Source organism: Gracilibacillus sp. JCM 18860, assembly GCF_055395245.1.
The window spans coordinates 3,809,245-3,825,159 of record NZ_AP043868.1 but is presented as its reverse complement, the minus strand read 5'-3'; the positions used below and the strand labels follow the sequence as shown (position 1 = coordinate 3,825,159).

At 37.1% G+C, this 15,915-nt stretch carries 14 protein-coding genes; 6 read left to right on the top strand and 8 right to left on the bottom strand.

Annotated elements, in window-relative coordinates:
* Positions 1–6: 6 nt before the first annotated feature.
* The 4 genes from ACZ5R4_RS18735 to ACZ5R4_RS18720 all read right to left on the bottom strand — a co-directional run bounded on the left by ACZ5R4_RS18735 (position 7) and on the right by ACZ5R4_RS18720 (position 5,305).
* The gene (locus ACZ5R4_RS18735; protein ID WP_464367802.1) at positions 7–960 is read right to left on the bottom strand and encodes an ABC transporter permease; all 954 of its coding nucleotides are present in this window, start codon (positions 958–960) and stop codon (positions 7–9) included.
* 573 nt (positions 961–1,533) lie between these two features.
* Complete coding sequence (locus ACZ5R4_RS18730) at positions 1,534–3,495, bottom strand: beta-galactosidase (RefSeq protein WP_464367801.1); 1,962 nt, start codon at positions 3,493–3,495, stop codon at positions 1,534–1,536.
* A 16-nt stretch (positions 3,496–3,511) separates the two neighbouring features.
* Entirely contained in the window at positions 3,512–4,381 is an 870-nt protein-coding gene (locus tag ACZ5R4_RS18725) for a carbohydrate ABC transporter permease (RefSeq protein ID WP_464367800.1), read from the bottom strand.
* A 21-nt stretch (positions 4,382–4,402) separates the two neighbouring features.
* The gene (locus ACZ5R4_RS18720; RefSeq protein ID WP_464368517.1) at positions 4,403–5,305 is read right to left on the bottom strand and encodes an ABC transporter permease; all 903 of its coding nucleotides are present in this window, start codon (positions 5,303–5,305) and stop codon (positions 4,403–4,405) included.
* Between the two features lie 237 nt (positions 5,306–5,542).
* Between ACZ5R4_RS18720 and ACZ5R4_RS18715 the strand changes: the two genes are divergently transcribed.
* Positions 5,543–7,288: a sensor histidine kinase gene (locus ACZ5R4_RS18715; RefSeq protein ID WP_464367799.1), complete on the top strand. Its 1,746-nt coding sequence runs from the start codon at positions 5,543–5,545 to the stop codon at positions 7,286–7,288.
* The gene (locus ACZ5R4_RS18710; RefSeq protein ID WP_464367798.1) at positions 7,289–8,917 is read left to right on the top strand and encodes a response regulator transcription factor; all 1,629 of its coding nucleotides are present in this window, start codon (positions 7,289–7,291) and stop codon (positions 8,915–8,917) included. It begins immediately after the preceding gene.
* A 17-nt stretch (positions 8,918–8,934) separates the two neighbouring features.
* On the opposite strand, the gene ACZ5R4_RS18705 is transcribed toward ACZ5R4_RS18710, so the two are convergent.
* The 3 genes from ACZ5R4_RS18705 to ACZ5R4_RS18695 form a co-directional block, all read right to left on the bottom strand.
* Positions 8,935–10,626: an extracellular solute-binding protein gene (locus ACZ5R4_RS18705; RefSeq protein ID WP_464367797.1), complete on the bottom strand. Its 1,692-nt coding sequence runs from the start codon at positions 10,624–10,626 to the stop codon at positions 8,935–8,937.
* A 153-nt stretch (positions 10,627–10,779) separates the two neighbouring features.
* Complete coding sequence (locus ACZ5R4_RS18700) at positions 10,780–11,451, bottom strand: nitroreductase family protein (RefSeq protein ID WP_054860993.1); 672 nt, start codon at positions 11,449–11,451, stop codon at positions 10,780–10,782.
* 133 nt (positions 11,452–11,584) lie between these two features.
* On the bottom strand, positions 11,585–12,157 hold the full coding sequence (locus ACZ5R4_RS18695) for a CGNR zinc finger domain-containing protein (RefSeq protein ID WP_054788681.1): 573 nt from the start codon (positions 12,155–12,157) through the stop codon (positions 11,585–11,587).
* Positions 12,158–12,278: 121 nt separating this feature from the next.
* Here ACZ5R4_RS18695 and ACZ5R4_RS18690 point away from each other — a divergent pair, with 121 nt between their 5' ends.
* Genes ACZ5R4_RS18690 through ACZ5R4_RS18680 form a run of 3 tightly spaced genes read left to right on the top strand, consistent with a single transcriptional unit; the run spans position 12,279 to position 14,028 of the window.
* Entirely contained in the window at positions 12,279–12,695 is a 417-nt protein-coding gene (locus ACZ5R4_RS18690) for a DUF1348 family protein (protein WP_054860991.1), read from the top strand.
* Positions 12,696–12,715: 20 nt separating this feature from the next.
* Positions 12,716–13,153 carry a VOC family protein gene (locus tag ACZ5R4_RS18685; protein WP_054860990.1) on the top strand — a complete coding sequence of 146 codons (438 nt, stop codon included), beginning with the start codon at positions 12,716–12,718 and terminating at the stop codon, positions 13,151–13,153.
* Between the two features lie 2 nt (positions 13,154–13,155).
* A complete protein-coding gene (locus ACZ5R4_RS18680) occupies positions 13,156–14,028 on the top strand; it encodes a pyridoxamine 5'-phosphate oxidase family protein (RefSeq protein WP_464367796.1) in 873 nt (290 codons plus the stop codon).
* Between the two features lie 119 nt (positions 14,029–14,147).
* Here the strand turns inward: ACZ5R4_RS18680 and ACZ5R4_RS18675 are convergent, their stop codons facing one another.
* Entirely contained in the window at positions 14,148–14,714 is a 567-nt protein-coding gene (locus tag ACZ5R4_RS18675; protein ID WP_464367795.1) for an RpnC/YadD family protein, read from the bottom strand.
* Between the two features lie 136 nt (positions 14,715–14,850).
* Between ACZ5R4_RS18675 and selD the strand changes: the two genes are divergently transcribed.
* Positions 14,851–15,894 (top strand): selenide, water dikinase SelD, encoded by a 1,044-nt coding sequence (selD, locus tag ACZ5R4_RS18670; RefSeq protein WP_464367794.1) that lies wholly within the window; start codon positions 14,851–14,853, stop codon positions 15,892–15,894.
* The last annotated feature ends 21 nt before the right edge of the window (positions 15,895–15,915 follow it).

The window sequence follows — 15,915 nt, the reverse complement described above, 5'->3', positions numbered from 1 at the left end:
TCCTTTCTACCAGAGACTATTATTGGTTGTTTTTTTAGCTATATAATTAACGGTTACAAGTAAGGTCAAACTGATAAGTGAGTTAAATAAGCCGACTGCTGCTGAGAAACTATACTGTCCTTCAAGTAACCCTGATCGATAGACAAATGTTTGAATAACATCAGAGGCTTCCATATTTAATGGATTTTGTAGCAAATACACTTTTTCAAATGCAATAGCCATTAGGTTGCCAACTTCTAGTATAAGCAATATAACAATTACTGGGAGTATCGCTGGAATGTTAATATGTAAGATTCGCTGAAAACGAGTGGCCCCATCTACTGTAGCTGCCTCGTGAAGTTCCGGGTTTACACCAGCCAATGCTGCAAGATAGATAATTGCTGACCATCCCAGATTTTGCCATACACCTGATTGTACAAATATCGTTTTAAACCATCCAGGCTCAGCTAAAAAGGCAATTGGTTCCATTCCAAAAAGACCGAGAAAATTATTCACAATACCTGTAGAAGGACTTAAAAAAGCGACTAGCATACCTGTCATTACTACGACAGAGATAAAATGTGGTGCATAGGTAATCGTTTGTGTAAATCGTTTAAACATACTACTTTTTATTTCATTCATTGACAATGCCACGATTATTGGTACTGGGAACATAGCCAACTGATAAGCACTAATCAAAAGTGTGTTGCTTAGAATGTCCCAAAAATAATAGGCATTAAAAAATCGTTCGAAATGGTCAAAACCAACCCATGGACTTCCTAGTATCCCAGCTGAAGCACTGTATTCTTTGAATGCGATAATCACACCATACATAGGGTAATAATTAAAGATTGCAAAGAAGACTATTGCTGGCACCATCATGGCATAAAGACGCCATTTCTTTTTCATTTTTTTCCAAACTTTTGCGGACGGTTTAACAGATACTATTGTTTCTATTTCAGTCCCAGCCTTTGTTGCCATTATTCTTTCACCCCTTTTTATTATTGAGTACTTAATAATAATACATGATAGTGTTTATACCCATCATCAAGTCATCTAATACTACTTATACTTTGTGCTAGGCATTAACTTTTCGAGTAATTAATCCCCCTTACAGTCATGCTTATCTATTATCTGTAATCGCTTACTTTTCCCATGAGATCTTTTTTAAACCTAACTAAATATTACTTCATTCCAAATAAGCAATCATTGTCCCGTCCGCCAAGTTTAATGGTCATTTCGGTCATGTTAAGGTGAGACAGTAATCAGCGGAGAGATGTTTCTCCACTGATATCATCACTTGCAATATCTCCTTGATGGAGAATTCGTAGAAGAAATAGATTGGAGTGTGAGGGAGACTAAATTATGAGCTACATATAAAACAGAAATACCTCTTACACCATCACCTATGACGGTATAAGAGGTATTCTATTACAATTTTTTAGCGTGAATTTTGACACATGGGAAACAACCATACCATAAAAATGCTAATGGGAACGACCGATTAGTTCAAAAGGTTTCTTAAATCGGTAAACTAAAAGCTATACGAATAGTCTAAAAACCTGTCTTTGCAATAAATCTAGGAACCACAGAATATGGCTTTTTGCTTCGTGCTCTCACTTCATAAACATTCTCATGCGAGATAGTCAATTCTTTCATGAAGTCCTCATATGGCTGTTGCGCTACATCCACGAGTCCGATTTGATAATTCTCTCCGTCAAATCTCCCTAGAACAGGCTGATCATTATATTGAAAATAGTGAACACCAATGAGGCCTGGTACTGAAGCAGCCTGCTCCACATAATAACGGTAAGCCTTTCCTCTCTCTAATTGATTCTCTGTCGCTTTTATTCCATAAGCTGGTAGACCTACGTCCGCTCCTCCAAAATGAAATTCACCAATAATAACGGGGATTTTCAGCTTTTTGCTAATGGATGTTATTTGTTCTTTATTCGGTTTATCTTGATAACAATTAATAGAAAATACATCAAATAGCTCACAGCCCTCTAACAAACTCTCACTAGAAATCCATGCATATCTTATTCCCATATTCAAGTGATTTGGATCTACTTCCTTACAGCAGGTTAATGGAATTTCAATATATCTTCTTATCATTACCTTCTGAAAAAATACAAAATCTTCTCCCTCTATCACCGATTTTGGCAATTTGAAAGACTCTGATGAAAACAGATCTTCGAAGGAAGTCAAATTAGTCTGCCATGCCTCATTTAATCGACCAATTTCGACATACCTTTTTGCTAAATAGTCTACAAATGCTCTTTTACAAAAACTGGTTTCTCTTTGATTGATCATTAGTTCTACCAAGTTTAACTTATTGATAAACGCCCAATGTGGCTCATTGCGCATAAAATATCCAACCACTCTACGATCATCTCGTATTTCTTCAAGTTGTCTAGCAAACTTTCGAGCATTATCTTGATATGCTGGATCAAAAACGTCTGGAAAATCTCGATATATCTTAAGAGATGTTTCTGGGAAATCACGCATTTGGAACACATAGGGAAGCTCTGAGAAGGAAATAAAGTGATCGTCAGACCAGTTGCCAATTGTGTTGAATTTCCATTGCTTCAATCTTTCATTGGTTAAAAACATCCATTTGTTATTCCAATCCTCACCGAAAGCTCTGATTAAATTCGCTATATGAAAATCAAAAGCTTCTTCATCAAATGCTTCGGTAAACCTATTATCTCCGATAGGAAGTGATGGTAATAGATTTTCCATTCCTTTTATTTTCATCGGACTATTTGGCCGAACACAATTTACACCAATGCTAAAGAAAGGATCACCTTCGGGACTAATTAGCCACCAATTAGTTCCATCATAGTCTGTACGAAAAAAACCGTTTGACGCAAACTTGCGCTCACCATCAAAGAAGAAAGGTCGTTGACGAACCTTTGCCTCTTCATAGGCTTGTATAAGCCTCGCTTTTAATTGTAGTGTACTTCCTATTCTCCCTAGCCATTCTCTGAAATTATTTTGGCCCATTTCATCGATATACTTCATTTCTTTCACTTGGCATTCTGGCTCATTGGTGAGTAGCTCTATGTTCGAAATCATGAATTTTCTTGAAAACCGAGAGGAGGGTGTCTCGATATAAACGGAATCGATGTATTCTAAATCAACAACAGGATCACCTCTTAAAACGGTTTGCATCACATTAGGATAACGCTCAAGAAACAGCTTTTCCCCGTTCAATGCGCTTAGCGGAAGACAGATTGTTGTCAGAACATGAGGTAGAATCCCAAAGTGAATTTGTACAAACCTACCGCTCCTCTCTTCAAATCGACAGATGATCACAAGAACATCCTCTGATTCATGAAACACGTCAGCAACAAAATATTCATTTTGTAAAAAGGCGTGCTTCGAAATTGCTGTCAGATCCAATTGAAAGCCACCACCATTACAAGAAGTAGCGATACTTAATGAGACATCATCCATATAATCCACTACTGTCTTATTAGACAAATTTATTACGTGTTCCTTCAAAAACTGCATTTATCTCAACTCCTTTTTACTCTTTAATCGAGCCCATGACAATGCCTTTCACAAAGTATTTTTGCAAGAATGGATAGACAAGTAAAATCGGCAGTGCACCTATAAATATCTGAGCAGATTTGACCGTACGCTGTGATAAGTTTTCGAGATCCTCAGGGTTCGTACTGATTTTACTCATATCTTGTTGAACGACTATCGTTTGAAGGAAGGTCGCTAATGGATAATTGGAGGTTTCCCTCATATAAATCAAACCATCGAACCAAGAATTCCAATGAAATACCATCGTAAAAAGGGTGATGGTGGCTATACCCGCCATTGATAACGGCAGATAGATTTGAAACAGAATCCGGAAAAAGCCAGCACCATCTATCTTTGCAGCTTCCTCTAATGATTTAGGAATCGTTTTAAAGAAGTTCATTAATAGAATAAGATTAAAGGCATTTACCACCCCCGGTAAAACGAGTGCCCATACCGTATTGGTCAGATTCAGATTGCTGACTAGAATGTAGCTTGGAATCATACCTCCAGAAAATAGCATGGTGAAAACAATGAACCACATATAGAAATTTCTACCCTTAAACTCCTTTGATAAGGCATAGCCAGCAAATACTAATACAGTCATCGTAATAAACGTTCCGAGGGTAGTTCGATAAAAGGAATTATATAATGTTTGTAAAAATAAGGGATTATCGAATGTTTTCTGATAGGCCTCCAGGGTAAAATCTACTGGTAGAAGGTTAATAATATTCGCACTTGCCGCTTCCTTTCCACTGAAGGAAACTGCAAGTACATGAATTAATGGCAGAACACATAGAATAGCCATTGCAATTAAAAACGTATAATTAAAAATATTGAAAATTTTGTACCCCAATGTCTTATGATACATTTAGATTCCTCCCCTAATAGACTAAAAAATTCGATAATTTGCCAATTTATAAGCTAACCGATAGGCAACCACAATTAACACAAAGCTTATGAGTGATTTAAATAGACCAACAGCTGTTGCAAAGCTGAAATTCCCGTTCTCCAAGCCCATTCGATAAACATACGTATCAATCACATCCCCTTTGTCATACACCAAAGGATTATAAAGGTTAAACACTTGATCAAACCCAGCATTTAAAATATTCCCTAGCTGAAGTGTGCTAATGACGATAATAATTGGTAGCATTGCAGGTAAAGTAACATGCCATGTTTGCTTAAATCGATTTGCTCCGTCCATTTCCGCTGCCTCATACAAATCCGGATTAACCCCACTAATCGATGCCAAATATACAATCATAGAAAAACCAAATTCCTTCCAAATATCGCTTGTAACGAGCACAGTTCGGAACCAATCTCCATTACCTAAAAAAAATATTGGCTCGATACCAAATCCAGATTCCAATAACCTATTCACAATACCCCCGTTTATCGATAAAATATCAATAAGAATTCCACCTAGAATAACCCATGAAAGAAAATGAGGCAGATAAACCATTGTCTGAATTCCACGTTTAATACTCATTTTCCTAATTTCGTTTAATAACAATGCCATGATGATCGGAACGATTAATCCGAAGACAATCTTCAAAACGGAAATAATGAATGTGTTCCAGATTACTTGGACAGAATCGTCGAACTTGAATAATGCTTCAAAATGCGAAAATCCCACCCATTGAGAACCGAAAAAACCTTCCCAAGGCTTATAATCCTGAAAAGCCATAATATTTCCAAACATTGGTAAATAGTTAAAAATAATCGCAAATATTACTACTGGTAAAACAAGTAAATGAAGTGGCCATGTTTTCTTCCATTCAAACGATGCCATGAAATGATTTTTCTTTTTTCTCCTTTCTCTTGACTCACTTATTACGCCTTCTGTGTATGCGCTTACTCTTTCCTTCACCTTGACCCCTCCTCGACACAAAAAATATGGCAAATCAGATATTGTAAAAACAACTTCATCTGTTATTATTATATCAACTCAAATAGCCGATACCTATGACAGGTAATTAACATCTATGACCACATTTATAACCAATTTTTAATAGCTGGGGGGAATAAAGTGATTAAATACAAAATCTTTAATAAACTTGTATTAGCTTTATTTATTTTACTTCTCGTTTGCTCTGTGCTTTTTACCATTACACAAAAAATAAACGAGTCCATTATGCGAAAAAATTTAGAAGAATCCACGAAAAAACAGCTAGACTACTCGGTGGAACAATTTGAGAAAGATCTACACCAGCTAGAAGTGATGAGTATATTACTGATCAACGATAGAAGTATTAAATCTTTCAGCACATCCTATGACTTTAGTAGTAGAATCGATCACCTGTTGAAGCGAAAATATGTGGAGGAAAAATTAAAAATTCAACAAAATGTGATTGGATCTAACCATGCATTCACTATCTACTGGCCACAAACAAATGAGATCATTTCTACCAATCAAGAAATAGAATATGATGCGTATGATTTCATCCATACTCCAAAAAATAAGTGGTTCTCTAAATGGGCAGGTGGTTCTCTTACCTTTGGCTTTATGGTAACGAGTCCATTAACTATTAATCATTTTGAAAACGTTAACACTATTGTTGAAGCAAGTTTTTCTGCTGAATTTTTAGATAATGTCTTAGATTTGATTAATGCATCGGGGAATGCCAATTCCTTTATCTATTTATCAGATAAAACTAGTTATGCTACTAACGAAATCAATGACTCAATGATTTCAGAAATCACAAAAAAGCCATCATTTAATCAAGATTCAGGTTCCTTCATCATTGAAAATCAAGACATCAAGTATGCCGTACATTATCGTTATATTTCTTCCATTGATGCCAAAATAGTAGGCTATACAGAGCTCGATAGCTTTCTAGCTCCACTTAACGATATAAAATATTTAGTTTATTTATGCCTTTTTACTTTGTTTATGACAGGCATTCTAATGGCTTATCTTTTACACAGACATCTACGATACAACATGAAGCATTTAGTAAACAAAATTGATCAGTTAGGAAAAGGGGCGTACGACACCAGGGTTACCATCCAAGCGAATAACGAGTTTGACTATCTTTTTTCCCGTTTCAATCGCATGGCACAAAAAATACAAGCACTGATAGAAGATGTTTATATAGCAAAATTAAGAACTCGAGAGGCACAGTATAAGCATTTACAATCTCAAATCAATCCTCACTTTCTCTATAACTGCCTTTTCTACATCGTATCAATGGCGAAACGTTCACCAGAGGCAGTCACCACGATGGCTAATAATCTTGCAAGGTATTACAGATATATTACGAAGAAAAATACAGATCTTACAGAACTCCACGATGAAATATCTTTTTTGAGAAACTATCTCGAGGTTCAAAGTCTTCGAAATAGTCAATTAACTTATAAGATAAATATCGCAAAAGAAATGGATCATATCTTCATTCCACCTCTCACGCTTCAACCGATTATCGAAAATGCGATTCTACATGGTATCGATAATCGTAGGGGGGCAGGAGAAATCATCGTAACTGGAGAAGCCACTAACGAATGTTATCGATTAATCATTGAGGATGACGGAAAAGGACTTCCATCATTTGAAATCAATCAGCTTTTACATTCCATTAATCAGCCCAATATTGGCGAGAGTGAGAGCTATGGTTTATGGAATATTAACCAACGACTTCTTCATTATTATGGAGAGCAAACGAACATTTCCATCCAGTCAAGAAATCCAAATGGTTTGAAGGTAACGATTTCGATTCCTAGGTTGTCCAAAATCAGAGATAATAGACAGCTTGTCCCTAAGAAAGGAGCTATATAATTGGATATCTTAATGGTAGATGATGAAAATTTTGTGTTGGATTACTTAGAAGACTGTATACGTAGCTTTGATTTAAAAATAAATGCGATTCACCGGGCGACGTGTGTAGATGATGCCTATGATTTATTATCCAATATGTCGATTTCTATTCTCCTTACAGATATACGGATGCCAGAAAAAAATGGCTTTGACCTACTAGAGCTCATTTATTCAGAGGAGCTACCTACCAAGATCATTCTGTTATCTGGTTATTCAGAATTTGATTTTGCAAAATCTGCAATACAGTATGGAGTGATGGACTATCTACTGAAGCCAATAATGCCTGATGAATTACAACGCGTTTTAGTAAAAACGATGGAAACTGTTACGAAGGAAAATAGGAAAAGAAAGGAGTTCATTACTAAGAGAATTAATTATAGACAAAGTCAACATTTTTTGAGAGGACAATTCCTTTTCGAATTATTCCAAGGGAAGTCCTATTCTGAGAAGGAATTCACGAAAAAACTAGCAGAACTGCAGCTTGATATCCCTTATCGAAGTGATTGTATCGTTAGTTCGATTTTGATGAAAACTAACAGCTTCAGAGGTGATAGCCAAGATACCGAACTATATCTAAAAGCGATCATGAATATTACCGAGGAAATACTCCATGAAGCTATCCCTACAAGGGAACAGCTGTGGTACTGTATCGATCCCTATCATTTCTTCCATTTCGTTATTCCTTTAAACTTAACCAATTCTGATGATCTCATGAAACAGAAGCTGAAGCGAGTGAAGCAAACAATCGAAGCATTACTAAACATTCGGATAGTCATGCTTCAATCTGAGTCTATTCAGTTGAACAGGGACCTCCATTCGACATATATGCAAATCGTTAACTATACCTTGCGATTAACCGAACAGAAAGATACGATGGTTCATCGGATTAAGAATTTAGATCCTTCAAGGTCACCCAACTATTTTCAGCACCTAACCGAGGCCCCTTCGTTAATCGATTTAATGGAGGTTGCACGATGGAATGAGGCCTATCAAAAGGTGGAGGCGATTCTTGACAAAATGGAAAAAGACGCTGTTTTCACACAGCAGCATTTAATGGAAATAATGTATTACTTCTTCAGTTGTTTTTCCTATATCTCTGCAAAAAATAATAGGCAACATACCTACTTTCCAGAATATATCACCTTTATCCAGAATCCGTTTACTATTAGCACACCCAAGGATATCAAAAACTGGATACAAAAAGGCATGGATTATTTGAGTAATACAGAAAATGAAAACACATCGAATAAAAACTTCTTAATCGCACAGATTCATGCCTTTATTTCAAAGAACATTCAACAAAATGTAACCTTACATTCGATTGCGGAGCATGTTTATTTACATCCTGTCTACCTGTCGAGATGGTACAAAAAAGAAACAGGATCTAGTATTTCCTCTTATATCTTTCAATTACGCATGAAAAAAGCTGTGACATTATTATTAACGACGAATAAGAAAATAGCCGATATTTCTCAGGAGGTAGGCTATCAGAAAACGCAATATTTTATAAGATTATTTAAGGAGCATTTTAAAATGACCCCCCAAAAATATCGGGAATCTAAAAATAGTCTAGAAATCCACCACTCTTAAAGTAGTGGATTTCTTCTTTATTTATTAATACTCTGATACCATTCATTCACTTCTTTTTCAATATCTTTACCACCTTTGGAATAGTATTCCTCGACAAATTCATCAAACTTATCTATCGAATATTCTCCATAAATAATTTTTGCGAAAGTTTCTAATTCAAGTGTTTCTAGATTTTCTCCTCTTGATTTCATTGTTTCAGTAGGCGCTCCAAGGAATAGACTTGGTGTATTAATGTCCCTCATCTCATAGTTTAGAGCTCCGGCTTTTATTTGTGCTTCTGAACTCTGCGCGATTACCTTCTGCGCACTAGTTTCTGGTTCATTTCCCTCATATATAAAATGATGATCCTCAGAAGACTTCAATGGTATTTCAGGAATATTCCAGAACAAAGTATATTTTCCCGGAGTTGCCGCTTGATCTAAAGGGGTTGGGAATTTGGTAGGATCATAGACAGCCTCTCCATCTACCATCGCATAATCATAGCCTTCAAAGAAACCATGCTCAAATTCTCCTGTTTCAAAAATTCTATCATAGATTTTGTCAAAATAATGAAAAAATGCGTCCATATGTTCAAAGCCTTTCCGGAACATCATCACCTTCCCCTCATTTAGACTATTCATGAAACGAGCTGATTTTCCATCCTGGCCAACAGGGAGAGTATAAGCTTCTAAAACCGCATCTGGATTCGTTGATTTCACATCACCTAAAGGCCAGCCTTCTGCCCAAAACGGTGCAGCGATCATTCCGGATTTTCCTTGAATGAATGCTTCCGTTGCCTTTACCTCATCCAAAACCGCTAATTCTTGATCTAAATACCCTTTACTATACCAATCTCTTAATTTATTTAAGCCTTCTTTAATTCCTGGTTGCACAGAACTATAGACTAGACTGCCTTCTTCATTTTCTAGGTAAGTACCTGGAATATATTTTCCTGTATATGCACCAAAGACAAAGCTCACATCAGACATCCAATTATTAAAGCCATTCCTTCCAGAGAAGCTGAATCCGAATGTATCATCCACACCATTTCCATCCGGATCATCATTTGTGAATGCTTCCATTACTGATTCAAATTCTTCTATCGTCTTTGGTGGCTCTAATCCTAAATGATCGAGCCAATCTTGTCTAATCCATAGAACCGGACTAGTACCATCTCCTGCAGTAAAGATTGGTAATCCCATTACCTTTCCATCATATGTTACCTGATTAAACGCATAGCTATTTTCCTCGTAAACCTCTTTCAGGCGATCGGATGCATATTGATCAAAAGCCTCTGAAATGTCCATCACTTGACCTGATTGGATAAGGTCATCAATGAGAATAGGATCTTGTACGATAAATGCATCCGGTAGCTCTTCATCGGACGTAAGGGATAGGCGTAGCTGTGTATGATAGGCACTATTGTCAGCAGACTCCCATAGATCCTTTATTTTTATCCCTAAGGATTCCTCCGCCCATTTGTTATGAATATTTTGGTGAATATTTTCTCCATTAATGAAAACATAATCAGAGCCTACTGGTCGAGCTGTGGTAATTTCTACAGCAGGTTCAAATTTTCCATCTTCATTTACCGTTGTTTCAGTTTCTTCGCTAGACGTGTCTGATGTGGCATCATCCGAGCTAACTTCCTCTGAACCTCCTCCATAACTACAGGCAGACAATAAGAAAACGATTACAATAAAAATAATAAGAAATAATTTGCTTTTCATATTAGACCTCCCTTTATTTATCTCCCCATTATTATAGCTGGAAAATTACTGTGTAGATATGCCCCATTATCTACAAACATAGCCAGACAATCAACCAAATTTGCTCTGAAGTTAAGAAGAGCCGCGGCTCCCATCACCACGGCTTATAAAACATTATACAAATTTCACAACATCCTCAAACGGCCGTCTACTTTTCGGCGTGGCATCCTGTACTCGATAGCCAAATGCCGCCATTACTGAAATCGTGAAATGATCGTCCTCTAAAAGTCCTTCCTTCCGCAGCAATTCGTTCATTGCTGCGATGGAAAATCCTTCAATCGGACAAGAATCTATTCCTATTTGTGCAGCTGTTGTCATCATGTTTGCTAATGCAATATAGGTTTGCTTAGATGCCCAGTCTGCCAAACGACGATCATCCTCTAACAGGTCGAAATCCTCTTTTTGGAAGTTTTCAATCATTGGTAACATGCTTTGTATTGCCTCGTCTGGATAGTTGTGAACATTTTTGTAGTGATCCATTAAATAATTGGAACGATAATTCATATCCTTTGCTGTTCTAGCCAAGAAAATGACAAAATGGCTCGCATCCATTACTTTACCTCTTGCACCCCATGAAGTGTCTTTAATCTTTTCTCGTAATTCCGTACTTTGAATAACTAAGAATCTCCATGGCTCTATCCCAAAGGAGCTTGGAGAAAGGTGTCCCGTTTCTAGAATAAAGCGGAAATCCTCTTCCGCTATCTTTTTATTTGGATCAAATTTTTTCGTTGCATGCCGAAAATGCATTGCATCCATTATATCCTTTTTTATTTGTTGTTTATCCATCCTTACACCTCCCAAATGTTTCCTTTTCTATTATAATTAGTTTGGGAACGAGAAGATAATATTTTGCTTTGATTAGTGATACTAGTAAACGGGCAGTACCATTAATTGCAAGATAATTGCTTTTCAAACACACCTACTCACTAGCATTGCGTTGATTATGCCGGGAAACCTTCATTCTGTTTCCACATATTTTCATCGAACACCATTTGCGCCTACCGCTTTTATCGATAAACAGTAAAACACAATCTGGGTTAGCACAACGTCTAAGTGCTTGTAGATCTCCTGTGGTATACAATCGCAATGCATCAAATGCTACTAAGGAAACTATTGCATCCAAAGAATCCCCGACTGGAATCGGCACAAGGCTCCCTTCTTTTATCCGCTTATAAGAAAAGGGCGCTTTTTCGATTAATGATTCTAGATGGGATACCCATTGGTCATCAAGATCTCCCTTATCTACAATACGTTCAAACCCTTCTCGTAAAAACTCTCTCAAATCAAGAAGAGCATGGAGTCCATCTGATATGACATATTCTTTATCGAATTGCTCATCCACTATATTTCCTTCCTTTAGCATTGTTTGAAACCAATCGGCGAAGTTCCCCTTAAGCAGGTCATGCCGAATTCCTCTTCTTACAATTTCCGTATTAACTAGATCTAATGATAAGTAATTTGAGGTAAGTGGGAAAGTTTCATTGTTTGGCATTTTCTATCCTCCTGAAAATTTTGAACTAACCATATTATAACCTATTTACAAGTTAATTAAAATCATCTATACTAACCACTATAAACAAAATAAGTGGTTAGTTTGAAAGGAGTAGATGTTAATGTCAAAATCCATCAAACCACCTTTTACGCAGGAAACTGCACTTGCTAAGGTGAAGGCAGCAGAGGAAGCATGGAACACAAAGGATCCAGAAATGGTAGCTCAAGCCTATACCGTGAATTCACAATGGAGAAATCGTACTGAATTTTTTAAAGGAAGAGAAGCCATCAAGGAATTTCTTAGGAAAAAATGGGCAAAAGAGCTTGATTATCGTTTAATGAAAGAACTCTGGAGTTACACAGAAAATCGCATATCGGTTCGATTTGAATACGAATGGCGAGATGCAGAAACCGATCAGTGGATGCGAACCCATGGAAATGAACATTGGGAATTCGATGATGAAGGGCTTATGAAGCGTAGGGATATGAGTGCAAATGACTATCCAATTAAAGCATCTGAGCGTCGATACCAAAAATAAATTAGGTGGGAGGTGGTTAAATGAAAACAGGACATGTAGGACTAAATGTAAGAAACATGGAGAGATCTCTTTCCTTTTATAAAGACATTTTCGGGCTAAAAATTGTAAGAGAATCTAAGGAAAATGGAAAGAAGTATGCATTCTTAGGACATAACGATAAGATAACCATCACTTTATGGGAACAAAGCCAAACAGAATTCTCCAAGGACCAATCAGGACTTCATCATTTAGCGTTTGAGGCAGATTCAATTGAAACAATCAAAAGGATCGAGGAAAAGCTAGTTAATATAGGCACTAACATGATTTATCAAGGGATTACGCCACATGAAGAAGGAGCTGAATCAGGTGGGATCTTTTTCTTAGATCCTGATGGGATTCGATTAGAGATTTACACTCCTTCAGGCACCTCATATCATGCTCACAATAATACGGAAGGTCCTGCTTGTGGGTTCTTTTAATGATGAAATATCATCGAGGGGAAATCGAAGTGCAAGAAAAAGCTTGTTTAAGGGAAGAGGCGTCCCGTGTAAGTAAGATTGTTCGTGAAAATATCGTGGATGTTGCTGCAAGATTTATTGAAAAACAGGTGATGCTAATTATTGGATTACAGAATGACAATGGCTTGGTATGGACTTCTGTAGTTTATGAAAGGCCTGGTTTTGTGAAAGTAGTAGATTCACAAACAATTTCCGTGCGAGCCCTTCCTCAACCTTCCGATCCCATATTTGCTGGTTTGAAGACAGGCAATACGATAGGGATATTAGCCATTGAGTTTGAAACAAGAAAACGGATGAGAGTAAATGGGATCATTACGAAGGTTCACGGGACTGGATTTACTGTAGAAACAAGAGAAGTGTACTCGAACTGCCCAAAGTTCATACAATCGCGTACCTTTTTAGGCTTCCAAACAATGAAACGCCAAGAACCGAAACTAGCTACACACCTAGATAAAGACCAGAAGGAAATGATACGTGAAGCAGATACATTTTTTATTGCAACCCACCATTTAGAGCATGGTGCAGATGCTTCTCACCGTGGAGGATTACCTGGATTTGTCCATATTGCTGACCCCCAGACTCTATTAATCAAAGATTATCCAGGAAATCATATGTTTAATACACTAGGAAATCTAGTAGAAAATAAACAAACCGGCTTGTTGTTTCTTGATTTCGAGGCAGGAAACCTTCTTCAAATTAATGGAGAATCGACAGTACATTGGGAGGGGACCGAGAGGTTTATTCATTTTAAGGTTAGACAAGTAAGAAGTGTTATAGGAGGCTTCCCGCTCCAATGGGAGTTTGGTAACTATTCTCCTTTTAATCCTTCGTTATAGGAATATAGCAACTAGTTATGTATTAGGAAAATCCGAGCAGATTTTACAATTTAACAGTATGCAAAAGGAACTCTTCAAACAAATAGGGAGCGTGACCTTCCCTGCGCTCCCGGATATGATTAAGCCTTCAATTCTTCCACTTCATTCTCAGATAGCTCAGTAATATCACAAATTTCAGCTGTGTTATAACCTTTATTAATCAATTTTCTTGCAACTTCTTTTTTTCCTTCTTTTAATCCTTCTCTTAAACCTTTATCACGCCAGGAATTTGGTAACTTTTTGACAAATTCCTCTAAGGACTCATCCTTTGTATCGCGTAAATGTTCCATTAACTGCTCCTCCTCATTACGGTCTAGTTTTAAATAAGACTCAAAGAAACCATGAATTAATTCCATCTTAGCTGGATCTAACTCTAATGTTGCTAACAAACGCAAAAATTCTTTCTTCACTTGAATTCTCTCAGATTGTTTATAGCCCATTTTACTTAATAATGCAACTGCTACAGGATTAGAGGGTGCAAGAAAAGAACGCCAATTCTCTTTTCTTAATTCCACTTTCAAAAAATGGAATGTTAATACGTGATGGAACGGAAAGGACATGGTAAAAACGTCTGGTTCGTCTCGAATTTGATCATAGGTGAATATGGTACTACAACCCTCTCTTCTTCTTAATAACAAAGATAGCATAAAAGTTGTTCCATACAAAGAACATAAGTTCGCTAAATTGCAATCGATTCTACCTTTAATCTACTTAAAATGATCAAAATATATAGGTATGATAAACTAATCATAATAGAAATTGTAGAAAGGGCGTGCGGTGAACATGACGAATTCAATAAAATTAACCTCTTTAAGCTCAAAGGGTGGTTGTGGCTGTAAGATTGGTCCAGCCGATCTAAGCCAAGTACTTAAAATGCTCCCACCAGCTCAAGTGAACCCTCACTTATTAGTTGGGCTCGAAACAGGGGATGATGCTGGGGTATACCAATTAAACGAAACAACAGCTTTAGTTCAAACCTTAGATTTTTTCACACCGATTGTAGATGATCCATATTATTTTGGTCAAATTGCTGCAGCAAATTCGATTAGCGATGTTTATGCAATGGGAGGCACTCCTATTACGGCATTAAACATTGTAGCATTCCCCATCTCCACCTTAGATAAATCGATTCTTACAGATATTTTGCTTGGTGCAAGTGACAAATTGGCTGAGGCAGGCGTGACATTAGTTGGTGGACATTCAATTGACGATCAGGAGCCGAAATTTGGTTTAGCCGTAACAGGTACAGTACACCCAGATTATGTCAAAACAAATGCAGGCGCAAAACGAGGAGATCGTTTGATTTTAACCAAACCAATTGGTGTTGGAATATCGACATCAGCAATTAAGCGCGATCTTTTAAATGAAACGGAAATCGAACGCGTTTCAAAAGTGATGGCAACATTAAATAAAACAGCTGCAGAAACGATGAAAAACTATCAGGTCCATGCATGTACAGATGTGACAGGGTTTGGATTACTCGGACATGCCGTCGAAATGGCTAAGGAGAGCAAGGTAGAAATCCGAATAAATCAGGAGCAGGTGCCTGTTTTACCAAGAGTACGGGAATTAGCCGATCAAGGAGTCATCCCTGGTGGAACGAAAAATAATTTCCAGCATATTAAAGATGTCGTAGCATTCCCAGAAAAAATGGACCAGATAGATAAATGGATTCTAGCAGATGCGGTAACATCAGGAGGACTTCTGATCGCTGTTTCTAACGACCAAGCCGACGATCTACTCACAGAATTACGGGATCAAAAAGTAGAAGCTGCGATAATTGGAGAAATATTAGATGGAGCATCAGGAACTATCTCCGTTCATTAGAAACAAATTAGGAAGGATTGT

Excerpts from the sequence above, each read along its gene's own strand:
- ACZ5R4_RS18690 (WP_054860991.1), top strand. The coding sequence starts at position 12,279 with ATGTCAAAATCCATCAAACCACCTTTTACGCAGGAAACTGCACTTGCT.
- ACZ5R4_RS18695 (WP_054788681.1), bottom strand. The coding sequence starts at position 12,157 with ATGCCAAACAATGAAACTTTCCCACTTACCTCAAATTACTTATCATTA.
- ACZ5R4_RS18720 (WP_464368517.1), bottom strand. The coding sequence starts at position 5,305 with ATGGCATCGTTTGAATGGAAGAAAACATGGCCACTTCATTTACTTGTT.
- ACZ5R4_RS18725 (WP_464367800.1), bottom strand. The coding sequence starts at position 4,381 with ATGTATCATAAGACATTGGGGTACAAAATTTTCAATATTTTTAATTAT.
- ACZ5R4_RS18700 (WP_054860993.1), bottom strand. The coding sequence starts at position 11,451 with ATGGATAAACAACAAATAAAAAAGGATATAATGGATGCAATGCATTTT.
- ACZ5R4_RS18735 (WP_464367802.1), bottom strand. The coding sequence starts at position 960 with ATGGCAACAAAGGCTGGGACTGAAATAGAAACAATAGTATCTGTTAAA.
- ACZ5R4_RS18685 (WP_054860990.1), top strand. The coding sequence starts at position 12,716 with ATGAAAACAGGACATGTAGGACTAAATGTAAGAAACATGGAGAGATCT.
- ACZ5R4_RS18705 (WP_464367797.1), bottom strand. The coding sequence starts at position 10,626 with ATGAAAAGCAAATTATTTCTTATTATTTTTATTGTAATCGTTTTCTTA.
- ACZ5R4_RS18680 (WP_464367796.1), top strand. The coding sequence starts at position 13,156 with ATGAAATATCATCGAGGGGAAATCGAAGTGCAAGAAAAAGCTTGTTTA.
- ACZ5R4_RS18675 (WP_464367795.1), bottom strand. The coding sequence starts at position 14,714 with ATGCTATCTTTGTTATTAAGAAGAAGAGAGGGTTGTAGTACCATATTC.
- ACZ5R4_RS18730 (WP_464367801.1), bottom strand. The coding sequence starts at position 3,495 with ATGCAGTTTTTGAAGGAACACGTAATAAATTTGTCTAATAAGACAGTA.
- selD (WP_464367794.1), top strand. The coding sequence starts at position 14,851 with ATGACGAATTCAATAAAATTAACCTCTTTAAGCTCAAAGGGTGGTTGT.